The following is a 24,517-nucleotide window of genomic DNA, read 5'->3' as shown; positions in this document are numbered from 1 at the left end:
ATCTACAATCAGCAATTTTGATAAATTCTGTATCAGTTTGATAAGCCAGTCACAGCATCGTTGCTGTGATAAAACCTTGGATTTGTCGCTTGGCTTAATACTGGCTGCGTGCGGTTGGCAGGTGTGCGGCAGGTTTCAAGTCAAATGCCACGCAAATGCGCTCTGCTTCGGCGTGGAAGGGGATGGTTCTGTGAAACAGCGATGACGGAAATAACACAATATCGCCGACGGCTGGTTTGATAAAGCGCGTTGGGAAATTGTCATGTAATTGCGGGTATTGGTCGCCATGTGTGCCATACTCAAAAGCACCTTCCTGCGGATCTTCCGTCTCTGGCATAGCGAGATAAACGGCGCCACTGAGCCAGCCAATTTCATGAATATGGGCATCCAGATGGCCGCCTTTTTGCATGTTGACGTACCAGGAGCTGGTGAATTCCAGTGATTCTGGGAAGTGGGTGATCAGGGCACAATCGGCCTGGCTGAATTGGGCCTGGTAATGGCGGAACTCACGTTTAACCAACTCGCCCAGCGCCCTGAAGGCCGCTTCAGGGCGCTTGAATAAATTGCCTGCAGACTGTTTGCCATTGGTCAGGCGCGCTTGCTTACGCTCGGCGATATCGGCCTGCGCAATATTGGCCAGTAATTCTGCTAGTAGCGGGCTGCCCGGTGCCAGTTCTGGCAGGCTGCGGTGATAAACAAACGACAAGCCATCCGGACAAAACTGGTAAGGGTCCGCCTGGTCGTGGTTGAGGCTGTAATGTGTGGAGAGTGTCGCAATAAATGGTGCGGTATGTGGCCCTTGCTTAATAATGTCATCGCGTAACTGCTTGAACGCTTCGAACTTCTCGGCACGGTATAAGCAGTAAAGCACCCTGGATTGCCAGTCATCCAATTGCGAGGCCTGAAAGTGCGGAATCGCCTCTTCAAATCGCTTGGCCAGGTATAAAAACTCGCCCATATTGTAGTTGGCACCCGGGTGTTGAGGGTTGCGTTGTAGTGCCTGCTGGTAATGTTGCACCGCTTTGGTCATGTCGCCCTGGTCGCGCCAGGTTTCGCCCAGGTTGTTATAGGCGTCAGTGTAGTTGGGGAATAATGTGATGGCGCGTTCATAACTTTGCACGGCTGCCGGCAATTGCCCTTTGTCACGCAGTACTGTTCCAAGGTTGAAATGGCCGCGCGCATCTTGTGGCTGGATGCGCAATCCTTGCTGATAGCTGGCCATCGCCTCATCCAGTTTGCCCTGTTTTTGCAGCACCGTGCCCAGGTTGCCATGTGCTTCAAAAAACTGTGGATTCAGCGCAATGGCTTTGCGGTAAGCCTGTTCGGCGGTGGCTAGTGCATCAAGCTGGGTTTGTACAATGGCATAGTTAAACCACAGTTCTGCGGCTTTCGGATTGAGTTGCAACGCTGTTTCGTATGCACTTGCTGCCTCCGGGTACTGCTGAGTCTGATCCAGCGCCAGTGCCAGCAGGTGGTGTAAGACAAACTCTCGCGGATGCTGTGCCGCCAATGGGCGTGCCCGTTGAATGACGTCAATAAATTGTCCGTGATTCAACTGTTGTATCAGCGTATTGATTTCTTGCGAAAGTGGGATGGCCATCGTGCAAAATTCCAAAGATAGTTACAATTTTGTAACACATCTTACAATTCTGCAATGGTTGTGTGACTTGATTTAGCGCAAAACGCGGCTGATCTATGTTGTTTATTCAGGCACTGGGCTGTTTATACGGCGCTTGATGATACAAATGTGTTCTTTACCTGCGCATGATGGGAGAGTTGTTTTAGCAGGCGCACAGCAATATGCGGGTCTTCCTGCAACAGGTTCTCCATGCAGTCGGCATAAATTTCAATCACTGATGCTTCCGGCGAGGCGACCACCGCGCTAGCCGTTACGGGTTGTGCCGAGAACAGGGCGATGTCACCAAAAAAATCACCGTACTGCAAGATACGCAGTATTTTCTCACTGCCGTCAGTGTGTTGTTGCGTCAAATGCAAGCTGCCATCGACCACCATATAGTAGTGATGGCTGGTATCCCCCTCTTTCAGCACATAACTACCTTGCGCATAGGTTTTACCGTATTTGCCCATCAGCGCCTGCAAGTAGTGTTGCTGGTTGGGGATATCTTCAAACAGGCCTTTCAGTAGCAATACGTCTTTTTGCCTCAGTGTGACCATTAACTCTATGCCCACTAGAAACACGGCAAAATTAAGATAAAGCCAGCTGATGGAGACAAACATGGCCTTCATGCTGCCGAACACGGCGCCAAAGTTTTTGTTCACGCTTAAAAACAAGCCAAAGGCCGGGCGCATCAGCATCCACAAGGTGGCGGTGAGCAGGGCGGATAACAGCAAGTGGCGCCAGTGCACATTGAGTGGGCAAAAGGTGTGGTAAAAACCTGCAATCAATAAAGTGGTTAAAGTAAGCGATAGTAGTGAGCCGACCACATTGATCGATGCGGATGGCAGATGGTTGGCCAGGAAAACAATAATAGACTCCAGCACAAAGCCGGCGGCGGTAAACAGGAAGAACACGAGTAATACACCCAGCACGGCGACGACATCGCGTAATTTCTTATGCCAGAAAGAGGGCACGTCATTGCGGCTGGCAATCAGGTGAAAGCTGGCGCGCATATGTGTTGCCAGTGGCGTGATGGTCCACAGCAACACAAAAAAACCAACCGCGCCCCAGGCAGCTTTGGTGCGCGTATTTTCATACACTTCTATCATGATGCGCTGGCTGAATTCTGGCAGCAGATTGCTGGTCAGAATGGCCAGTTTCACAATGGCGTAATCAGACGAATACACCAGGTGGCTGATTAAAAAGAAAATCAGCACGATCAGCGGAATCAGGGCGAACAGGGCGTAAAAGGAGAGGGCGGCAGAAAGCCCCATTAACCTGTGCTTGGTAACGCCCTGCCAGGTTGTTTTTATCACAAACAGCGGCGTGCAGTAGCTATAGGCTGATAATTGCTGCTTCAGCCCTCGCCACTGTGCTTGTACTGTCGTCCATAACGCAGGCATACACTCCACTTTCATTGGGGATGATTGTTAGGAACTGAGTTGCTTGTATTGTTCCGTCGCATTCAATAAAGCCTGGCATGTACCAGCCTCCATCGCTGAGTGACCGGCGTCCGGCACCATGACCAAGGTCGCGTGTGGCAGTGCTTTGCTTAATTCCCAGGCAGTTTGTGGCGGGCAGACCATGTCATAACGCCCTTGCACAATGGTTGTTGGGATGGATCGCAGTTGCTCCGCGGCTGCCTGTAACATTTGATCGCCATCGACAAAGCATAAATGTTGAATGTAATGAATTTGTACCCGTGCCCGCGCCAGTTCGACGGCGCCATTGACTTCGGTACTATCCGCTTTAGGGATCAGGCTCATAATGCTGGATTCAAACGCATTCCAGCGGATGGCTGCTGGAATGCTGATGGCAGTGTCAGCGTCAAATACCTGTGTGGCATAGTAATCCAGGACATTTTCCCGATGGCTGGCGGGCACCGGTGCCAGCAACGTCTGCCAGGCTTCAGGGAAAAACAATGATACTTGCCCTAGGAACCAGGCTATCTCATGCTGCCTGCTCAAAAAAATGCCACGCAAAGTCAGGCTGATCGCTGTGTCAGGATGGCTGTTTGCATAGGCTAATGCCAGCGTGCTACCCCATGAGCCTCCAAAGACATGCCAGCGATCAATATTCAAGTGCTGGCGTATCGCCTCTATATCTGTCACCAGGTCTTGCGTCGTATTGTCTATGGTCTCTCCAGCTGGCAGGCTGCGACCACATCCGCGTTGATCAAACAAAATGATGTGGTAATGCGCGGGGTCAAAAAAGCGTCTTTGTCCTGGATTGCAGCCGCTGCCAGGGCCGCCATGTAGAAAAATAACGGGTACGCCATGCGGGTTGCCGCATTGTTCAATATAGATTGAATGTAACGGGCTGACTGCAATATGGGTATTTGTAAACGGCTGGCATTCAGGATAAAGATAGAGGGTGCTCATAAATTATTTTCTTAACTGTATGATTTTTAATGGTAATTTATTTTATGACAAGCTTGCTTAAAAATAACAAAAAATATTTCGAAATATTTGTAACCGATTTGTAACCAAACTGTTGCAATTGAAAACAAATTGTTCTATATTGCAATCCTCACATGCGGCAAGTGATAAATTCTAAGGTGTTTCAGGAGTTTTTCCCTTGTCTCTGGAGTGAAAAGTATGCGGGAGATTTGGTTTGCCAATCCTAGTGGTGGCAGAATTTAACGTGTACTTAATATTAAACCCTTAGTTCTAACTTTGGAGATCAATATGCAAGTTAACAAAATCAAACTGGCCTTGGGTCTGGTAGCAGCATTGCCATTGGTTGCTTTCGCAGCAGCTGACCAAGAAGCCGCGTTGAAAGATGCCAACAACTGGGCACATCCACGTGGTCAACACAACAACAACGGTTACAGCGCCTTGGCACAAATCAACAAGGGTAACGTTAAAAACCTGAAAGCAGCTTGGACATTCGCTACTGGTGTAAACCGTGGTCATGAAGGTTCACCAGTGGTTGTGGGCAACATGATGTACGTTCACACAGCTTTCCCAAACAACGTATACGCTCTGGATCTGAACGACAATCAAAAAATCGTTTGGTCCTATTTCCCTAAACAAGACCCAAGCGTTCAAGCAGTTCTGTGCTGTGACAACGTTTCTCGTGGTCTGGGCTACGGCGACGGCAAAATCTATCTGCAACAAAACGACGGTATGTTGGTTGCTTTAGATGCAAAAACCGGTGCTAAAGTATGGGATGTTAAGAACACTGATCCAAAAGTTGGTGCAACTAACACTAACGCTCCACACGTGATCAAAGACAAAGTATTGACCGGTTGCTCAGGTGCTGAGTTCGGCGTACGTTGCTTTATCGCTGCATACAACCTGAAAGACGGCTCTCTGGCATGGAAAGCATTCTCTACAGGTCCAGACAGCGAAGTATTGATCGGTGCTGACTTCAACAAAGAAAACCCATCCTACAATGCTCTGTCAGTTTACGAAGATGTAAACGGCGGTAACAAGCAAGGTGGTTCTTTCAAAAAATTGGCTAACGACAGCCTGAAAATTGGTGAAAAAGAACTGGGTACACGTACTTGGTTGAAACCACAAGCTGTTAAAGACGGCTGGCAACATGGTGGCGGTTCCGTATGGGGCTGGTGGCCATATGATGCACGTACAAACCTGGTTTACTACGGTACTGGTAACCCATCCGTATGGAACCCAGATGTACGTCCAGGCGACAACAAATGGTCTATGACAATTTTCGCTCGTGATTTGGACACTGGTGTGGCTAAATGGGGCATGCAAATGACTCCACACGATGAGTGGGACTACGATGGTATTAACGAAGTAATCCTGTTCGACAAAGGTGGCAAAACTTACGCATGGCACCATGACCGTAACGGTTTCATCTACACATGGAACGCTCATAACGGTTCATTGGTTGCAGCTGAAAAAGTACACCCATTCGTTAACTGGGCAACTGATGTTGACCTGAAAACAGGTGTGCCAAACAAATTGGCAACTGCTTCTACTCACCAAGACTACAACGCTAAGGGTGTTTGCCCAGCTGCTTTGGGTACTAAAGACCAACAGCCTGCTGCTTACTCTCCAAAAACTGGTTTGGTGTACACACCATTGAACCACGTATGTATGACATACGAGCCAGTTGAGTCTAAATACGTTGCTGGTCAACCATGGGTTGGTGCTACTTTGACTATGTTTGCTGGTCCTGATGGCGTAATGGGTGGCTTCGGCGCTTATGATCCAATGACCAACAAAAAAGTTTGGTACAACAAAGAGAAATTCTCTGCATGGGGCGGTGCTCTGACTACAGCTTCTAACATCGTGTTCTACGGTACTTTGGATCGTTGGTTCAAAGCTGTTGATGCACAAAACGGTAAAGAACTGTGGAAATTCCAAGTTGGTTCCGGCGTGATTGGTAATGCATTCACATACGGCAACAAGGGTAAACAATACGTTGGCGTACTGTCCGGTATCGGCGGTTGGGCTGGTGTTGCGATGAACTTGGGTATGACCAACGACACAGACGCACTGGGTGCTGCTGGTGGTTACAAAGAGTTGACTAAGTACAACGCTGCTCCTGGCGGCGGTGCACTGAACGTTTTCTCACTGTAATTTGAGCTTGTCTTAAGTTACACGTAGTAATACGTTGACTCCTCTAACACCCTGCTTCGGCAGGGTGTTTTTTTTCATGAATATCATGATTCAAAAGTATCGCAATAAAATTAAATGTGTTTTGGCTACAAATGAAAACGCATTCACGCTAAGATGATTCACTTTGTCGTTGATTGGTAGAACTTTTGAGCGAAGCCAGGCTCCAAAAACGACAGGAAACAATCACAAAAAAGGATGAAGTCAAAATGAGAATTACATGGAATATTCTGGGTGCGTTTGCGATGATGTTTGCCACACAAAGTGTGGTGTTTGCTGAAGAGATTGACATCCCCTCTCTGAATCCGGACGAAGGCCGTATAGGTGAAGTGCGCCGTGTCGCGGATGAGTCCGAATTTAAAGTCTGCTCAGACCCGGACAATATGCCTTACTCCAATATCAAGCTGGAAGGCTTCGAAGACAAGATCGCCAAAGTACTGGCAGATGATCTCGGTAAAAAATTGACCTTTCAATATGCCTATAATCGCCAGGGCTTCTTGCGTAATACGATCAACGCCATGCGATGTGATGTGATTATCGGCATGACCTCTGATTTTGATGGTTTGAGAACATCCAAACCTTACTATCGTTCCGGCCATGTGTTCGTTTGGCGTAAAGACAGTAACTATGACATTAACAACTGGGATTCACCGGATTTGAAAAAAGGCATTATTGGCATTGTTGATAAAAGCCCGGCAACGATTCCTTTGAACGATTACGATTTGATGACCAATGCACGCCCTTATCGCTTGCAGCGTGATTTGAATTTGCCAACCAGCTTCATTATTGATGATCTGGTGAAAGGTGATATTGATGTTGCTGTGATGTGGGGCCCAATTGCTGGCTATTTTGCCAAGCATTCTAAAGTGCCTTTAGAAGTACGCCTGATTCCTGAATACAACAAGGTGAACCTTAAAGGTAAGGAGTACTGGAATATTTCTGTGGCTGTGCGCATGAAAGATAAAGACCGCATCAAGATGATCAACGAAGCTCTGGAGCGCAACAAAGATAAGATCGATGCAATCCTGAAAGATTACGGTATTCCAACGGTGCCAGTGGTTGAAGGCGACAGTGTGTATAAAAAGTAACACACATAGTGAAAAAGTTTTAAAAACAGGCAGTTGCTAATGACAAGGTAAAAGAAACGCAGTAGAATCGTGGCCTTGTTTTGAGATGGCTAAGTGAAATATTCTGTAATTAATTTCGGAAATATTCGTCAACCGTTTCTGGAACGATTCGTTAAATGAGCATACGTTAATGTTGGTTGGGTCTTGATGTTAACGTCGCTCATTTTGTTTAGGATTAGGAGAAAACATGTTAGGCAACACATTTAAATCAGCATTGTTGATTTCCTTGATGGCATTTGCCACAGGTGCGATGGCTGATATCACTTTTTCAGCTACTCAAGACGGCTCAACCATCAGTATCGATAAAGCAATGTTTGATACAGACGCTTCGAAAGAGTTTTTAGCTACAGGTAAAAACCCTTACATCGGTAACGATGAAGCGATTAAAAAAGGCAAAAAGATTTTCAATCTGTACTCTTGCGTGGCCTGTCACGGTGGTAAAGGTGAAGGCGCAGTAGGTCCAGGCTTGATCGGTTCAAACTTCCGTTACGCGAAAAACGCAACGAACAAAGGTATGTTTGAAACTATCTGGCACGGTACTAACGGTGGTATGGGTGCTAAAGGCTTTGGCTTGATGGCTCCAGATGATGGTATCAAACCAGATGAAGTGCTGAAAGTGATTGCTTTCATTCGTAGCAATAGCAATGTAGGAACGACAGGTAACGAGTAATTCGTTACGAATAAAAACGGTCACTAAGGTGACCGTTTTTTGTTTTTGTGGCACAATAAATGCAGTCGGTTTGATTATAAAAAACAATTAAAAACCGTTTTATTTCAAAGAACATGGATCTTAGGAAAGATGGGGGTAATCATGAGAAGTATGCTTTTAACTACACTGCTCGCCGCAATGCTGGCAGCCTGTAATAACGGTGGTCAATCTGGTGCTGCAGCGGATGCTGGTGGTGACATCAAGGCGATTCAGTTTGTGGCAACACAAGATGGTCAGCCGCTGGCAATTGACGTGAAAATGTTTGATACACCAGCAGCAAAAGAGTTTTTGGCGACGGGTAAAAACCCTTACATCGGCAATGAAGAGGCGATTAAAGAGGGTAAAAAAAGATTTAACCTGTATTCTTGTGTAGCTTGCCACGGTGGGCATGGTGAAGGCGCAGTTGGTCCTGGTTTGATTGGTGAAAATTTCCGTTATTCCAAAAATGCAACCAACAAAGGAATGTTTGAAACGATTTGGCATGGTACCAATGGTGGTATGGGTGCTAAAGGTTTTGGTTTGATGGCGCCAGATGATGGTTTGAAACCGGATGATGTGTTGAAAGTTATCGCGTTTATTCGTAGTCATGCCAAAATTACTGGTAACGAATAACGGTATAATTAAGTTGTTGTGCGCGCTTGGCAGTACGGCAGGCGCGCTTTTTTATTGAAGGATAGAGCGTGACAGACGAAAATGATTTACACCATGTCATCATTGTAGGTGGCGGTGCAGGTGGCCTTGAGTTGGCGACCAAACTGGGTGACTCTCTGGGCAAGAAGAAAAAAGCCAGAATTACGCTGATTGATGCCACTAGAACGCATGTATGGAAACCATTGCTGCATGAAATTGCAGCGGGCAGCATGGATCCTGACCGTCATGAGCTGGAGTATCTGGCGCAGGCGCACTGGCATCATTTTAAATTTCGTCTGGGCCGTATGGATGGCCTCAACCGTAGCACACGTGAAGTGTTGCTGGCGCCGGTGCATGATGAAGATGGTAATGAAATTATTGCGCGTCGTTCGTTCAAATACGATACCTTGATTATTGCCGTGGGTAGCACGACCAATGATTTCGGCATTAAGGGCGCACGCGAGTTCTCGATGGCGCTGGACACACAGGCGCAAGCGCAAAAATTCCATCGCTATTTGCATAACGCTTTATTGCGTGCGCAAACCCAGCCCGAGGCATTAAAGCCTGGCCAACTGGAAGTGGCCATTGTTGGCGCGGGTGCGACAGGTGTTGAGTTGGCGGCAGAATTACATAATACAACGCGTGAGTTGGCCGCTTACGGCCTGGACAAAATTGATGCGGACCGTGACGTCAAAATTTCCTTGATCGAAGCCAGCGACCGTATCTTGCCTGCATTGCCGGCAAAGCTATCTTATGCGGTAGACGTAGAGTTGCGTAAGCTGCGTGTCAATGTGTTTACCGGTGAGCGCGTGACCGAGGTTTCTGAAAAAGGCATTACTACGCATAGTGGCCGCACCATTCCGGCAGAACTTGTGGTGTGGGCAGCTGGTATCAAGGCACCAGATTTCCTGAAAGATATCGATGGCCTGGAAACCAACCGGATTAACCAGTTGGTGGTCAATCAGCATTTGCAAAGCACGCATGACGAGAACATTTTTGCTTTCGGTGACTGCGCAGCTTGTCCATGGTTAGGCCATGACACCACTGTGCCGCCACGTGCTCAGGCAGCGCACCAACAGTCCTCTTTACTGGTGAAAACAGTCAAGGCGCGCGTGGCTGGTAAAGCACAATTGCCCGAATTCCACTATACCGATTACGGTTCATTGGTGAACCTGGGTAAATACTCAACTGTTGGCAGCCTGATGGGTGCCGTTGCAGGCGGCAGTATGTACATTCAGGGCCTGTTTGCGCGCGTGATGTATCGCTCTTTGTATAAGATGCATTTGATGGCATTACACGGTATTTTTGCCGTGATTGTGCATACCATCGGGCGTATTATTTCGAGACGTACTGAGCCGCATGTAAAACTGCACTAATAAAATTGCACTGGTAAAACTGCACTGGTGTTGTAAACGTGCACTAATGGCATGGCAATAAAAAAGGCGCTTCAGGCGCCTTTTTTATTGGGTAAACTCAATCTGCTTATTGCCGGATTTGTTTGCGATAAACCAGAGTGATCAACGACATGCTGACGATGATAAACACACCGAAAATAGCAACGATTGTGTTGATCTCCAGCTTTTCCCCCACCATCCAGGTGTAGGCGCCTAGCAATAGCAAAATGCCTATGTTCTCGTTAAAGTTTTGTACCGCTATCGAATGGCCTGCGCCAAGCAGATGATGCCCGCGATGTTGTAGCAACGAGTTAAGCGGCACCAGGAAATAACCGGAGAGCACGCCAATCACAAACAGCAGAATGCCGGCCAGGATAGGGCTGTGGATCACTATCATGCTGATGACCAAAATACCCATGTAAATGCCGGCTGGCAGGACTTTAACGGCATTTTCCAGCTCTACATAACGCGAAGCGATGATGGAGCCAACAGCAATGCCGACGGCCAGGATTGCAATCAAATAGGTGGCTTGCTGTTGCGAGAATCCGAGCCTGACATCAGCCCATTGCAACACCACAAATTGCAGTGTTGCGCCTGCGCCCCAAAACAGTGTTGTCACTGCCAGCGATACCTGGCCTTGCGGGTCTTTCCATAGGGTCACAAACGCATGCCAGAAGTCCTTGAGCAAAAAACGCAATGTTTTTTGTGCCACTTTATGGTCGATGGGTACTTTTGGGATGTAATAGTTAAAGCCCGCCGCCAGCAAATACAGCAGCATGATGCAGGCAATGCCTATGTATGGGTTGTTGACCGACAGCGTAGAGCCTAAAACCGGGCCGAGGATGATGGCAGTCACGGTTGTGCCTTCCATCCAGGCGTTGGCCTTGATCAGCAACTTCGACGGTAGCATCTCGGTCAGGATGCCGTATTTTGCTGGAGAGTAGGCCGCAGCGCCGACGCCGACCATGGCATAGGCATACAATGGCGGGACGCCGACCAGGGCCATTAAACAGCCGATAAACTTCAAGCCGTTACTCAAGAACATCACGCGGCCCTTAGGGAGCGCATCGGCAAACGGGCCGACAAACGGTGCCAGCACGATGTAGGAAATGACAAAGAACTCTCGTAGCAGCGGTTCATGCCAGCTCGGTGCGTTGAGCTGGGCCAGCAGCGCAATCGCTGCAAACAAGAGTGCATTATCAGCGATTGCCGATAAGAACTGGGCAATCAGTAAGGTATAAAAGCCTTTAACCATCACATTCAAGCAGACTACGTCTACAGGACCTCGGCTGCAAAATCTGCCAGGCGTGAGCGTTCGCCACGAACCAGCGTGATATGGCCATTATGTGACCAGTTTTTGAAACGATCGACCACGTAAGTCAGGCCTGAGCTACCTTCTGTCAGATAAGGCGTATCGATCTGGGCGATATTGCCCAGGCACACCACTTTAGTGCCAGGGCCTGCACGTGTAATCAAGGTTTTCATTTGTTTTGGCGTCAGGTTTTGCGCCTCGTCGATAATTAAAAATTTATTGAGGAAAGTACGGCCACGCATGAAATTCAATGATTTGATTTTAATGCGGGTGCGGATTAAGTCCTGGGTAGCAGCACGCCCCCATTCACCTACGTCCTCATCTGTTTTGTTCAATACATCAAGGTTGTCTTCCAGGGCGCCCATCCATGGCGCCATTTTTTCTTCTTCGGTGCCTGGCAAGAAGCCGATGTCTTCCCCCACCGGTACCGTGACGCGCGTCATGATGATCTCGGAATAGCGTTTTTTATCCAATGTTTGCGTCAGTGCCGCCGCCAGGGTCAACAGGGTTTTACCGGTACCGGCCTGGCCTAACAGTGTGACAAAATCTATGTCAGGATCCATCAGCAAGTTCAAGGCGAAATTTTGTTCACGATTGCGTGCCGTAATGCCCCAGACACTGTGTTTAGGGTTGGCGTGGTCATGCACCACTTCCAGCACGGCTGAATTGTCTTCAATTTTACGCACAATGGCATGGAACGGTTTGTGGTACTCATAAAACAAAAACTCGTTGATTAGCAGTGACTTGACGATAGGGCCGCTGATTTTATAAAACATGCGGCCGGCTTCTTGCCAGGAGTGCATGTCTTTGCTGTGTGCTTCCCAGAAGTCTTCCGGCAGTTCGCGCAGGCCGGTATACAGCATGTCGCTGTCTTCCAGCACTTTATCGTTAAAGTAATCTTCAGCCGGCACGCCCATGGCGCGGGCTTTAATGCGGATATTGATGTCCTTGCTGACCAGGATGACATTACGTTTGGAAAACTGTTTTTTCAGGGACAGGGCGACGCTGATGATCTGGTTATCTGCCTTGCTGCCTGCCAGGCCTGGCAGGTCAGTCGGCACATGCTCCATCTGGAAGAACAGCTTGCCGGTCAGGTGGCGATTACCCTGAATACCCAGTGGGCAGCCTTCTTCCAGTTTGTCAGTGTCTATGCTGCCGATGATTTCTTCCAGAAAACGGCTGGCCTGACGGGCGTTACGGGCGACTTCAGTCAGTCCCTTCTTGTTATTGTCTAGTTCCTCCAATGTCACCATTGGCAAATAGACATCGTGCTCTTCAAATCTGAATAGCGACGACGGGTCGTGCATCAGAACGTTGGTATCAAGAACAAACAACTTGGTGTGTGCAGCACGGGCCATAGAAAATCACTTTTATGAGTGGGAAGACTGAATACTGGCGTATACCTCGGCGGCATGACCATCCACTTTGACACCACGCCATTCGCGCACAATGATGCCTTGTGGGTTGACCAGGAATGTACTGCGTTCAATGCCTCGTACTTGTTTGCCGTACATGTTCTTCATTTTAATCACGTTGAATGCCTGACAGGCGATTTCTTCGCTGTCAGAAATCAGCTCAAACGGAAACGTGTACTTGGCTTTGAAATTTTCGTGTGATTTCAGGCTGTCGCGTGAAATGCCAAAGACCACGGCATTGGCTGCAGCAAACTGCTCATGCATATCGCGAAACTGCATGCCCTGCGTAGTACAGCCGGGCGTGGCATCTTTGGGGTAAAAATAGAGAACGAGAAACTTACCCAAATAGTCTTTGCTATTAAATTGGAGGCCAGAAGTGGCCGGTAAGATGAGTTCTGGAACAGGTGAATTCAACATAGTAGTCATGACAATCACTTAATCACATTGTTGATAAAAATACAAAATTAAGCAAGCACAAAACGAAAATTCTCATGTCAGCCGCAGGTCTAGCCAATTATTGCGGTAACGTGATGGTAATGTGCGTGCCTTGGCCTGGCTCGCTGTCAAAGGCCATGGCGCCGCCCAGTTCCTCGCATACCTTGAACGCAAACGGGATACCCAGGCCGGTGCCAAAGCGTTTGGTGGTCGGGCCCGGCGTCAGCGCATGGGGCTCCGGCTTGAATGGCATGCCTGGCCCTTGGTCGATAATGGTGATAGTGAGCAGGTTATTAGCCAGTCTGCAGGTTAACTGTATTTCTGTGCCTCGCGGTGAAGCCTCTGAGGCATTTAGAAGCAGGTTATACAGCATTTGTTCCAGTAAATGTTCGTCTGTAAGCACCAGGCGTTTGATCGTTGTGCTGTTTTCAATGACCCTGATCTGCTTTTCATTGAGTTTTGGCTGCAAGGTGGTGATAGCACCCTGCACAATAGAGGAAAGCAGTAACTGGTTGAGCATGGGTTTGATCGGGTGCAGGTAAGACAGCAGGCTGCCTGTCCAGCGCTCCAGCCTGTCCACTGTGTGGATAATGCCTTGAATCGACTCCAGCGTGTCTTTATCCAGCAAGGGGTCGTCAATGACTTGTGCGGTTGCACGTATGCTGGCCAGCGGATTGCGGATGTTATGCGCCAGCATGGGCACCAGCAGGCCGAGTGCCGCCTGTTTTTCGCTTTTAACCAGTGCGTCACGACTGGCTGCCAGGTCTTCGGCCATTTTATTAATTTCTCTCGACAGCACCGCCAGTTCCTCTGCACCGGCCTCCGGTACCTGATGGCTCAGGTTGCCAGTACTGATGGCATTGGTGGCCTGCATGATGTCGTTAATTGGCCGGACGATGGAGTTTTTCAGAATCCGGCGTGAATACACAATCAGGATGCAGGCCAGTAGCAGTGGTAATGAGAGCACCGCAATCGAGTTGCTTCTGGCCTCGTCCAGGCGTTGCTTGATTTCTCCCTGTTTCACAAACAGCAAGTTTTCGGCACGCTTGGAAACCTCTTCATAGTGTCTGAAAATGCCGGTTTCAATATCCTGGTAAATGGACTTTTGCGCTTTGCGATCAGGGTTATTCTGATAGCGATAAAACAAGGCCGGTGCTTCATTGACCAGGTTGCGGTATTTCAGCTCTATGTCCATCAGCGCATCGCGCTCTTCCTGATCGATGGCGACATTTTGCAGGCGCTCCAGGTGATCCAAGATGGAGGTAGTGTATTGGTTGTATTCATGTAATGCATTCTCTTCCTGCAAGAAAAATGCATCAAATAACTCTTTGGTTTGACGATACAGGTCGCCGCGCACCAGGTAGATTTCCTGAATGACAAAGTTAATGCGTTGAGATTGCTTGGAGGCTTTGTCCCACAGATAAATACCGTAGCCGCCGCTGGCAACTGCCAACACGATCAGTGCAATAAAGTACAGGTCATGAAACAGCAGTAAGTGCCTGAGCGGCTTGTCGTGGGCTTTGGCTGAGGTGCCTAAGGAGGTGCGTTTGAAAAACATGGCAGCTTAACTTGCCAGCTTGAAGCTGACTGGCACATTGGTAGACTTCAGCCTGCCGCGCAATAAATCGTTAAACAGCGACTTTAACTGCGACTTCTTGATGGTGGCAATGGCAGCCTCATCGATGGCCTTGTTGCCGCTAGACTCCACCACTTCAATGCTAGTCACGTTGCCATGGTCGTCAAAGGTAATGTGCAGGTTGGTCACCCCTTCAATGCCGCGCTCCAGCGCAATTCTGGGATAGCGCAGGTTCTTTTGAATTTCACGTTGCGCAGCCTCTTTAAACGCATTGCGCGCAGCCTCAATATCGCCTTCGCTCGGTCCACTGGCTTTGACCGGCTCAGGTGGCGGTGCAGGCGGCGCTGGAGGCGCCACCATCTCAGGCTTTGCTTCGCTAACAGTTGGTTTGGCTGTAATCACTGCCGGGGCTGGGGACTCAACGACCTGGCGCGGTGTCTCTGTGGGAGGCTCCGGGGTTGGGGATGGTTTTTGCGGCGCGACTGGTTTTTGTTCCACCGGCTTGTGTTCAACCGGCTTGGACTCGCTCTTTACCGGTTGTGGCTTCGGTGGTTCAGGTTTTACGGGGGTAGGCTCCGGCTCGGCGACTGGCTGCGCTGGTGCAGGTGGCTGCTCTTTCACTAACTCAATGCGGATTTCCTGCTTTTTTGGCGGTGGCAGGTCATAGTCTGGCTTGGGCATGGTAAACATGATCGCTGCATGGATAAGCAGTGAAGCAATCAAGCACCACTCTAATACATGACTGAACTGTTTGGACTCTTTTAACACGGCTTGCACGCCAACACCCTTATGATTAACCCCCGCTGCGACCCGACACTATAAGCTATTTTTTATGATTCATGCCAGCTTGTGTGGGTCGGGCGGCTTAGCAAATGCCGCTGAAAGGTTGCACCTCAACCAGCGTGCCTGCTGCCAGTGTGCTGGTTTTGTCATCCAGCACAATAAAGCAATTGGCCTGGCTCATGCTGCTCAAAATCCCCGAGCCTTGCTCACCGGTGGTTTTCACCTTCCAGTCTTCGCCTGCTTTAAATAAGATGCCACGCTGGAACTCGGTGCGGCCGGGTGCTTTTTTAATGGCGCTGACACACTCGACCTTGAATGAGGGCTGGCTAAAGGTGTTCGAACCCATCAGGTTTTTGAGGGCTGCTTGTACAAACTGGTAAAAAGTCACCATGGTAGACACCGGATTGCCGGGTAAGCCAAAGTAATGTGACTGGCCGATTTTGCCGTAGGCCAGCGGGCGGCCCGGTTTCATATTGATTTTCCAGAATAATACCTGGCCGTGTTTCGCCAACAATTGTTTCATAAAGTCAGCTTCGCCTACCGATACGCCGCCACTGGTAATCACCACATCATGCTCGGCAGCCGCTTGTAGCAATGTTTTTTCCAATGCATCTGGATCATCGGCGACATTGCCCAGGTCATGCACGTCTACCCCTAGTGCTTGCAACATGCCCCATAAGCTATAACGATTACTATCGTAAATCTGGCCCGCCTGTAGTGGCTGACCGACACTGACCAGCTCATCGCCGGTGCTGAAAAAAGCCACTTTCAAGCGGCGGTACACCTGGACTTCTGCAATGCCCAGCGAGGCCAGTAGCCCCATATCGGCCGGTTGTATTTGATGGCCGCGCGCCAGCACGGTTTGACCAATCGTGATGTCTTCCCCTGTCAGGCGGATATTCGCACCTTGGGCCGGGATTTTGAGCACTGTGACCATCTCATTTTCAGTGGTGGTGTGCTCTTGCATGACGACGGTATCCACGCCAGATGGAATCACCGCACCTGTCATGATTTTGACGCAGCCGCCTGCGGGTAACTCACCGGTAAATGGATTACCTGCAAATGCGGTGCCCACGATTTTTAGTGGTTGCGTCGCCTCTGCATAGCGGAACGCAAAGCCGTCCATGGCCGAATTGTCATGGCCAGGCACATTGAGGCCAGATGTCACGGACGTTGATAGTGTGCGCCCCAGCGCTTGTTTGATGCTAATGGTTTCGCTGTCTTGCACAGGCGATAAAAATTGCTGGATATACTGACGTGCTTGCGTCACAGACATGGCATTGGGGTCATAGTCATCTGCGCAGGAAGGATTGCTGGCCAGTTGTTGCAAAAGGGCTTGGTTAGTCATGATGGCTAAGGCTAAGAGGGATGGTGGTTGATGTTAGTAAACGCTTGCTCATCTTCAAAGCTGACGAATACATGGGGATGCTGGGCTTGCCAGGCACTCACTTTGCGCTGACCTTGTTGCAGAAAAGCATCGAGGTCAGCGCTCAATTGGCGTGGCATCAGGCAAAACACTGGGTGCGTGCCACTGGCGCTGCGCGCAATGGCCAGCAGGGCATGGGTCTTATTGATTGCCGAGGCCTCGCTGATGGCGCGACGCAGTCGACTGACTAAATCCAGTGGCAACAATGGTGAGTCGCAGGGGACGCTGAGTATCCAATCTGTCGTGGCATGATGCATGCCTGCTTGCATGCCTGCCAGTGGACCATCAAACTGATTGTTGGCATCGGTGACCACCGGGACGCCAAATCCCCGGTACTGCTCTACATGGCGGTTGGCATTGATGATGACATGATCCACCTGCGGCTGTATGCGTTCCAGCACGTGTGCGACCAGGGGCTTGTCTTGATAATGCACCATGCCTTTATCGGCACCGCCCATGCGCATGCCGCGCCCACCGGCCAGGATGACTGCGGTAATCTGCATTAACCACCCGTATGCGACATAAAGCGGACAACCGCAGGGGCTGCACGCCGTAAATCGAAATCGTGCCCTTGAGGCTTGATACGCATGCCATGCAGAATGGCGTCTACCAAGGGTTGGTCGTCGTCAGGATGCGCGCGTAGCAATGGCAGTAAATTAACTTGATGGTCTTGCCCCAGGCACAGGAACAGTTCTCCCTGACAGGTGATGCGCACGCGGTTACAACTCTCGCAAAAATTGTGGCTATGCGGTGAGATAAAACCAATCCTGGTTGGCTGGCCATTGACTTGCCAATAGCGCGCAGGGCCGCCTGTCCTGTGGGTACTAGGCGTGAGTGAGAACTTACTTTTTAGCAGGGCAAGCGTCTCGGTATTGCTGACACAACTTTGTTCGCGATCATGCTCCACTGCCCCTAGCGGCATTTCTTCAATAAAGCTGATATCGACCTGTTTTTCAATCGCAAAGTTGACCAGGGCTTCGGCTTCATCATCGTTGATGCCACGCATCAGCACGGTGTTGATTTTAATATTGTCAAAGCCTGCAGACCTGGCTGCGTCCAGTCCGGTGAGCACTTTTGATAATTCGCCCACACGGGTGATGGTTTTAAAACGGTCTGCCTGCAGGCTATCGATGGAGATATTGATGCGTTTGACGCCAGCGGTTTTCAGCGCCGTGGCATATTTATCCAGCTGGCTGCCATTGGTGGTGAGTACACACTCATCCAGGCCGGGCAAATGACCAATTTCCTCAAACAGCCACATGGCATTTTTGCGTACCAGCGGTTCACCACCGGTGATGCGAACTTTACGCACGCCCATACGGACAAACAGTTTAACGAGGCGTGCACATTCTTCGAGTGATAACACGGCATCGCGCGGCAGAAACGTCATGTCTTCTGCCATGCAGTATTGGCAACGAAAATCACAACGATCGGTGATCGACAGGCGGATATAGTCCACGCGCCGACCAAACTGGTCGATCAATTGTGTAGGAATGGTGGCCGTTGTTTGCATGACTATATTAAGGTCTAAAGTAATTCGTATTTTATGCCCTTTTTAGGCTTTCACAAGGCATAAATAGAGGATATGATTCGAGGGTGATAGAATGTAACTAAATTGTAACCAGTTAAATGTGAGGTCGGTTTGGATAACACATTAAGCCACGAGCAACACGCGCAGATACAGGCGCATATTCAAGCACACCAGCATGTGCCGGGTGGGCTGATGCCTTTGTTGCATGCGATTCAGGACGATATTGGCTATGTGCCGGAAGCCGTATATCCGGAGATTGCCAAAGCGCTGGCCCTGTCTGTGGCCGAAGTCCACGGTGTCGTCAGTTTTTATCATCATTTCCGTACCCATCCCATCGGTAAGCACATATTGCAAGTCTGCCGTGCCGAGTCCTGTCAGTCCATGGGGTCTGCCAAGCTGGAAGCCGAGCTAAAAGCGAAACTAGGTGTGGATTATCACCAAACCACTGCTGACGGCGAGGTGACTTTGTTACCGGTATATTGCCTAGGAAACTGTGGCTGTTCGCCGGCAGTGATGCTGGATGATGAAGTGTATGGTCGCATGAGTACTGACAAGGTCACCGCATTGATTAGCGAGGTGTGCCATGGTTAAGGTATATGTGCCCATAGACTCCACCGCACTTTCCCTGGGCGCCGAGCGTACGGCTAAAAAAATCATGCAAGAGGCGCAGTCGCGGGGTGTCGAGATGACATTAGTGCGCAACGGTTCACGTGGCTTGTTTTGGCTGGAGCCGCTGGTGGAAGTTGAAACCGCGCAAGGCCGCGTCGCCTTTGGCCCGGTGCAGCCCTCAGACGTGGCTGGCTTGTTTAATGCAGAGTTTACCAATGCACTCGCTGACAAAGCTAAAGCGCATCCTTTATATTTAGGGTTGACCGATGAGCTGGCCTGGCTGAAAAAACAGCAACGTTTAACCTTCGCCCGCGTCGGCATCACTGACCCGCTTTCACTCGAAGATTATCTGGCCCATGATGGCTATCAAGGCCTCAAAAATGCCTTGGCCATGTCTGGTGCCGATATTGTTAAAGCAGTCACCGACTCTGGTTTGCGAGGTCGTGGTGGTGCGGCTTTCCCCACCGGCATCAAGTGGAATACCGTGCTCAATGCCCCGGCAGAGCAGAAATATGTTGTTTGTAACGCTGACGAAGGCGACTCGGGCACCTATTCTGACCGGATGATCATGGAAGATGATCCTTTTGTGCTCATTGAGGGTATGACCATTGCCGGGATTGCAGTGGGGGCTACCCAAGGTTATATCTATTTGCGCAGCGAATATCCGCATGCGCTGAAAACACTGAATGAGGCCATCCGTAAAGCGAATTTAGCGGGCTACCTGGGCGAAAATATTCTGGGCTCGGGCCATACTTTTCATCTCGAAGTACGTCGTGCTGCGGGTGCCTATGTTTGCGGCGAAGAAACTTCTTTGCTGGAAAGCCTGGAAGGCAAGCGTGGCCTGGTCAGGTTTAAACCACCACTGCCTGCAATTGAAGGCTTGTTTGGCAAGCCGACCATTGTTAATAATGTGATTTCACTGGCGACAGTGCCGATTATTCTGGATAAAGGCGCGCAATATTATGCCGATTACGGAATGGGCCGTTCGCGTGGTACTTTGCCTATTCAACTGGCGGGCAACTTAAAACAAACCGGTCTGGTCGAGCTGGCGTTTGGTGCCACTTTACGTGAGCTATTGTATGACCATGGCGGCGGTTCTGCCTCGGGTCGGCCTATTCGCGCCGTACAAGTAGGTGGCCCATTGGGGGCTTATTTGCCGGAGAGCCAGTTTGATACGCCGCTGGATTACGAAGCGTTTACCAAGATTTGGGCCGTGTTGGGTCATGGTGGTATTGTGGCGTTTGATGACAGTGTCGATATGGCCAACATGGCACGTTACGCTTTTGAGTTTTGTGCCGTTGAAAGTTGCGGCAAATGTACGCCGTGCCGTATAGGCTCTACGCGCGGCGTAGAGGTGATGGACAAAATTGTGCTGGGCAAGAACCACCCGCAAAATGTGCAGTTACTGCGTGACTTGTCCGACACCATGCTGAATGGTTCCTTGTGTGCATTGGGGGGCATGACGCCTTACCCGGTGTTGAGCGCCCTGAATCATTTCCCTGAAGACTTTGGTCTAAGCAATAAAGAAGCTGCTGCCTAAGGGCGGCGAAGGATGACATTATGGATGACATCAAATACTCCTCTTCACAGCCGCAAGCACTTAAATACGATGCGGATACCGATTACGGCACGCCCAAGTCTGACAGCACCACCATGGTGACGCTGAATATTGATGGCATAGATGTGACCGTGCCTGATGGGACTTCTATCATGCATGCCGCGCAACTGGGCGGCGTGACCGTGCCTAAGTTGTGCGCGACTGACTCATTGGAGCCGTTTGGCTCCTGCCGTTTATGCCTGGTTGAGATCGAAGGCCGCCGCGGTTACCCGGCGTCTTGTACCACGCCAGTGGCGCCAGGGCTCAAGGTGAAAACGCAGACACCTAAACTGGCCGATGTGCGCCGTGGCGTCATGGAACTCTATATTTCAGACCATCCGCTGGATTGCCTGACCTGTGCAGCTAACGGTGATTGCGAGCTGCAAGATATGGCGGGCGCGGTAGGTTTGCGCGAAGTGCGTTATGGCTATGATGGTGAGAATCACCTCGGTCAGGCCAAGGATGAGTCCAATCCCTATTTCACATTTGATGCCTCTAAATGTATTGTCTGTTCACGCTGCGTGCGCGCTTGTGAAGAAACACAAGGGACATTCGCACTGACCATCCAGGGCCGCGGTTTTGATAGCAAGGTCTCTGCTGGCGGCAAAGATTTTCTGGAGTCAGAATGCGTGTCTTGTGGTGCTTGCATCCAAGCTTGCCCTACTGCGACGCTGATGGAAAAAACCGTGATTGACGCGGGCACCCCAGAACACAAAATCACCACCACGTGCGCTTATTGCGGCGTGGGTTGCAGCTTTGACGCCGAAATGAAAGGCGAGCAAGTGGTGCGTATGACGCCGACCAAAGAAGGGGGTGCCAACCACGGCCATAGTTGTGTCAAAGGCCGCTTTGCCTGGGGCTATGCGACCCATGCGGACCGTATTACGACGCCCATGATCCGTCAAAGCATTCATGACCCATGGCAAAAAGTGGGTTGGGATGAGGCGATTAATTATGCCGCCAGTGAAATCCAGCGTATTCAAAAGCAATATGGCAAAGAGGCGGTCGGGGGGATTACTTCCAGCCGTTGTACCAACGAAGAAGTCTACGTGACACAAAAGCTGATCCGGGCCGTATTTGGCAGTAATAACGTAGATACCTGCGCGCGCGTCTGCCACAGCCCCACTGGTTATGGTTTGAAGCAAACCCTGGGTGAGTCTGCCGGTACGCAGACCTTTGATTCAGTCATGCAGTCTGACGTGATTTTTGTCATGGGTGCGAACCCAACCGATGGTCACCCGGTTTTTGGCTCCTTGATGAAACGCCGCTTGCGTGAAGGGGCCAAGCTGATTGTGGTCGATCCACGAGAAATTGACCTGGTGTCTAACTCGGCACATGTGCGTGCGGATTACCATTTGAAACTGCGTCCTGGCACCAATGTGGCCATGATTTCTGCCATTTCTCATGTGATTGTGACTGAAGGTCTAGTGCAGGAAGACTTCGTCAAAACACGTTGCGAGTGGGATTCGTACGTTGCCTGGCGTGACTTTGCAGCCAAGCCGGAAAACTCACCAGAAGCCTTGGAAAAGGAATTGGGTGTGCCTGCCAATGAGGTGCGTGAGGCTGCACGTTTATATGCCACTGGCGGTAATGCTGCGATCTACTACGGCCTGGGTGTCACCGAGCATAGCCAGGGCTCTACCACCGTGATGGGTATTGCTAACCTAGCCATGGCAACAGCCAACATTGGCCGCGAAGGCGTAGGCGTCAACCCATTGCGTGGTCAAAACAATGTGCAAGGCTCTTGTGACATGGGCTCCATGCCGCATGAATTCCCTGGTTATCGTCATGTGTCTGATGACGTAACACGTGCGCAATTTGAACAGGCCTGGGGCGTGACGCTGAGTGCAGATCCTGGCCTTCGGATTCCCAATATGCTGGATTTGGCTGCAGAAGGCAGCTTTAAAGCCGTGTATTGTGTGGGTGAAGATATTGCCCAGTCTGATCCGGATACCCAGCATGTGACCCATGCGCTGGAAAGTATGGAGTGCGTGATTGTGCAGGACTTGTTCCTCAATGAAACGGCCAAGTTTGCTCACGTATTTTTCCCCGGCGCGTCTTTCCTGGAAAAGAATGGTACCTTTACCAATGCTGAGCGTCGTATTTCTCCGGTGCGTAAAGTCATGACGCCAAAAAACGGCATGGAAGATTGGGAAATTACTGCCAAATTCTCAGAAGCCTTGGGTTACCCCATGCATTATGCGCATGCCAGCGAAATCATGGACGAGATTGCCGCGTTGACGCCGACTTTTACCGGTGTCAGTTTCAAAAAACTCGATGAACTGGGCAGCATCCAGTGGCCATGTAATGACGAAGCGCCTAGTGGTACGCCAACCATGCACGTCGATGAATTTGTGCGTGGTAAGGGCAAGTTCTTTATTACCCAATATGTGCCAACCACAGAGCGCGTGAACCAGAAATATCCGCTGATTCTGACCACTGGCCGTATTCTGTCGCAATACAATGTGGGCGCGCAAACACGCCGCACAGAAAACGTGGCCTGGCACCATGAGGATCTGATTGAAATTCATCCGCACGATGCTGAAGATCGCGGGATTGCCGAAGGCGACTGGGTAGGCATCAGCAGTCGTGCCGGACAAACGGTGTTGCGTGCCAAGATTACCGAGCGCGTACAGCCTGGTGTGGTGTATACCACGTTCCATCATCCTGAATCCGGTGCGAATGTGATTACCACAGACAACTCCGACTGGGCGACCAATTGCCCGGAATACAAGGTAACGGCGGTGCAAGTGTCTAAAGTCAATCAGCTGTCAGATTGGCAGCAACATTACCGTTCGTTTAGCGACACGCAAATTGAATTGTCGGGGATGGATCCGCATACGGTTGTTTCTTGATGACAGTTGACGTTGATGTAAAAGATTGCCCGCTGCCTGCCAGTAGTGAATGGCAAGCCATTGCGGCTGAACAGGCGGTGAGTACACTGCATGTGACCCGCTGGCGCGAAGGGGTGTCGTCTGCCTTGCCGGATGCGGTGGCAGAAGAGGTGCCGATTGCGCTGGTGTATAACGGTATTTCGCATGTGGTGATGCTGGCGACCCCAGCTGATCTTGAGGATTTTGCCTATGGTTTTTCGTTTACTGAAGGCATTATCAGTCATCGTAGCCAGATTTATGGCATAGATGCGAAAGCCTTGTTTCATGCGAACGGGCCATTACAAGGTATAGAGTTACATATTGAATTGGCCGCAGAACAGTTCGCCATGCTCAAAGCGCAGCGGCGTAATTTAACCGGGCGCACAGGGTGTGGTTTGTGTGGCGCTGAGAGTTTGCAGCAAGTGTTTAAACAGCCCGTGTCGGCGACTGGGCCATTGGTGACGGTGTCATTGTCGGCCATTGATGCGGCGCTGGCCGGATTGAAATCACAGCAACCCTTGCAGCAACTGACGGGCGCTACGCATGCGAGTGCGATTGCGGATGCCAGTGGGCAGGTGGTGTGTGTGCGCGAAGATGTTGGCAGGCATAATGCACTGGATAAGCTGATTGGCAGCTTGTTGCGCCAGGGCTGTGACTTTTCAACCTTCTGGGCGCAGCACTGGGTGTTGACGACCAGCCGGGCCAGCTACGAAATGGTGCAAAAAGTTGCGATGTGTGGCGGGCAGGTACTGATCGCGCTGTCTGCCCCCACTGCGTTGGCAGTCAATTTGGCGCAGGAATATGGTTTTTTGCTGGTTGGCTTTGCCAAAACCGGGCAGTGCGTGGTGTATAGCGGTGCACTGTCAGAACCAGATGCGCGTGCGTTTCGCTAG

20 protein-coding genes are annotated in these 24,517 nt (G+C 50.3%); 9 read left to right on the top strand and 11 right to left on the bottom strand.

Annotation, left to right across the window (positions count from 1 at the left end):
• Positions 1–94: 94 nt before the first annotated feature.
• The 3 genes from MET42_RS0113115 to pip all read right to left on the bottom strand — a co-directional run bounded on the left by MET42_RS0113115 (position 95) and on the right by pip (position 3,999).
• Positions 95–1,600, bottom strand: a complete 1,506-nt coding sequence (locus MET42_RS0113115) for a tetratricopeptide repeat protein (RefSeq protein WP_019883535.1) — start codon at positions 1,598–1,600, stop codon at positions 95–97.
• Positions 1,601–1,722: 122 nt separating this feature from the next.
• Positions 1,723–3,021, bottom strand: coding sequence for a YhjD/YihY/BrkB family envelope integrity protein (locus MET42_RS0113110; RefSeq protein ID WP_232411589.1), 1,299 nt, complete (start codon positions 3,019–3,021; stop codon positions 1,723–1,725).
• Positions 3,022–3,048: 27 nt separating this feature from the next.
• Positions 3,049–3,999: a prolyl aminopeptidase gene (pip, locus tag MET42_RS0113105; protein ID WP_019883533.1), complete on the bottom strand. Its 951-nt coding sequence runs from the start codon at positions 3,997–3,999 to the stop codon at positions 3,049–3,051.
• 306 nt (positions 4,000–4,305) lie between these two features.
• Here pip and MET42_RS0113100 point away from each other — a divergent pair, with 306 nt between their 5' ends.
• The 5 genes from MET42_RS0113100 to MET42_RS0113080 all read left to right on the top strand — a co-directional run bounded on the left by MET42_RS0113100 (position 4,306) and on the right by MET42_RS0113080 (position 10,049).
• Positions 4,306–6,171 carry a PQQ-dependent dehydrogenase, methanol/ethanol family gene (locus tag MET42_RS0113100; protein WP_019883532.1) on the top strand — a complete coding sequence of 622 codons (1,866 nt, stop codon included), beginning with the start codon at positions 4,306–4,308 and terminating at the stop codon, positions 6,169–6,171.
• Between the two features lie 245 nt (positions 6,172–6,416).
• Positions 6,417–7,295, top strand: a complete 879-nt coding sequence (locus MET42_RS0113095) for a quinoprotein dehydrogenase-associated putative ABC transporter substrate-binding protein (RefSeq protein ID WP_019883531.1) — start codon at positions 6,417–6,419, stop codon at positions 7,293–7,295.
• Between the two features lie 226 nt (positions 7,296–7,521).
• On the top strand, positions 7,522–8,004 hold the full coding sequence (locus tag MET42_RS0113090; protein ID WP_019883529.1) for a cytochrome c: 483 nt from the start codon (positions 7,522–7,524) through the stop codon (positions 8,002–8,004).
• A gap of 177 nt (positions 8,005–8,181) precedes the next feature.
• Positions 8,182–8,655, top strand: a complete 474-nt coding sequence (locus MET42_RS0113085; protein WP_019883527.1) for a c-type cytochrome — start codon at positions 8,182–8,184, stop codon at positions 8,653–8,655.
• 68 nt (positions 8,656–8,723) lie between these two features.
• Positions 8,724–10,049 carry an NAD(P)/FAD-dependent oxidoreductase gene (locus MET42_RS0113080; RefSeq protein WP_019883526.1) on the top strand — a complete coding sequence of 442 codons (1,326 nt, stop codon included), beginning with the start codon at positions 8,724–8,726 and terminating at the stop codon, positions 10,047–10,049.
• Positions 10,050–10,155: 106 nt separating this feature from the next.
• On the opposite strand, the gene lplT is transcribed toward MET42_RS0113080, so the two are convergent.
• From lplT to moaA, 8 genes are all read right to left on the bottom strand, one after another.
• Positions 10,156–11,322, bottom strand: a complete 1,167-nt coding sequence (lplT, locus tag MET42_RS0113075; protein WP_019883525.1) for a lysophospholipid transporter LplT — start codon at positions 11,320–11,322, stop codon at positions 10,156–10,158.
• A 20-nt stretch (positions 11,323–11,342) separates the two neighbouring features.
• Positions 11,343–12,737: a PhoH family protein gene (locus MET42_RS0113070; RefSeq protein ID WP_019883524.1), complete on the bottom strand. Its 1,395-nt coding sequence runs from the start codon at positions 12,735–12,737 to the stop codon at positions 11,343–11,345.
• 12 nt (positions 12,738–12,749) lie between these two features.
• Complete coding sequence (locus MET42_RS0113065; protein WP_019883523.1) at positions 12,750–13,211, bottom strand: peroxiredoxin; 462 nt, start codon at positions 13,209–13,211, stop codon at positions 12,750–12,752.
• A gap of 97 nt (positions 13,212–13,308) precedes the next feature.
• On the bottom strand, positions 13,309–14,787 hold the full coding sequence (locus MET42_RS0113060; protein WP_019883521.1) for a HAMP domain-containing sensor histidine kinase: 1,479 nt from the start codon (positions 14,785–14,787) through the stop codon (positions 13,309–13,311).
• Positions 14,788–14,793: 6 nt separating this feature from the next.
• Positions 14,794–15,582: an energy transducer TonB gene (locus MET42_RS0113055; RefSeq protein WP_019883520.1), complete on the bottom strand. Its 789-nt coding sequence runs from the start codon at positions 15,580–15,582 to the stop codon at positions 14,794–14,796.
• An 88-nt stretch (positions 15,583–15,670) separates the two neighbouring features.
• A complete protein-coding gene (gene glp / locus MET42_RS0113050) occupies positions 15,671–16,936 on the bottom strand; it encodes a gephyrin-like molybdotransferase Glp (RefSeq protein ID WP_019883519.1) in 1,266 nt (421 codons plus the stop codon).
• Positions 16,937–16,947: 11 nt separating this feature from the next.
• Positions 16,948–17,517 (bottom strand): molybdenum cofactor guanylyltransferase MobA, encoded by a 570-nt coding sequence (mobA, locus tag MET42_RS0113045; protein WP_019883518.1) that lies wholly within the window; start codon positions 17,515–17,517, stop codon positions 16,948–16,950.
• Complete coding sequence (gene moaA, locus MET42_RS0113040) at positions 17,517–18,527, bottom strand: GTP 3',8-cyclase MoaA (protein ID WP_019883517.1); 1,011 nt, start codon at positions 18,525–18,527, stop codon at positions 17,517–17,519. The genes mobA and moaA overlap by 1 nt, the downstream gene beginning before the upstream one ends.
• 129 nt (positions 18,528–18,656) lie before the next feature.
• Between moaA and MET42_RS0113035 the strand changes: the two genes are divergently transcribed.
• Genes MET42_RS0113035 through fdhD form a run of 4 tightly spaced genes read left to right on the top strand, consistent with a single transcriptional unit; the run spans position 18,657 to position 24,517 of the window.
• On the top strand, positions 18,657–19,136 hold the full coding sequence (locus MET42_RS0113035) for a formate dehydrogenase subunit gamma (protein ID WP_019883516.1): 480 nt from the start codon (positions 18,657–18,659) through the stop codon (positions 19,134–19,136).
• Positions 19,129–20,694: an NADH-quinone oxidoreductase subunit NuoF gene (locus MET42_RS0113030; protein WP_019883515.1), complete on the top strand. Its 1,566-nt coding sequence runs from the start codon at positions 19,129–19,131 to the stop codon at positions 20,692–20,694. Before MET42_RS0113035 ends, MET42_RS0113030 begins: the two co-directional genes overlap by 8 nt.
• Positions 20,695–20,714: 20 nt before the next feature.
• Positions 20,715–23,606 (top strand): formate dehydrogenase subunit alpha, encoded by a 2,892-nt coding sequence (gene fdhF / locus MET42_RS0113025; RefSeq protein WP_019883514.1) that lies wholly within the window; start codon positions 20,715–20,717, stop codon positions 23,604–23,606.
• Positions 23,606–24,517 (top strand): formate dehydrogenase accessory sulfurtransferase FdhD, encoded by a 912-nt coding sequence (gene fdhD / locus MET42_RS0113020; RefSeq protein ID WP_019883513.1) that lies wholly within the window; start codon positions 23,606–23,608, stop codon positions 24,515–24,517. The genes fdhF and fdhD overlap by 1 nt, the downstream gene beginning before the upstream one ends.

The organism is Methylophilus sp. 42, assembly GCF_000384155.1.
Taxonomy (GTDB): Bacteria; Pseudomonadota; Gammaproteobacteria; order Burkholderiales; family Methylophilaceae; genus Methylophilus.
The sequence above is the reverse complement of the archived record's forward strand: the minus strand, read 5'-3'. Positions and strand labels throughout refer to the sequence as shown.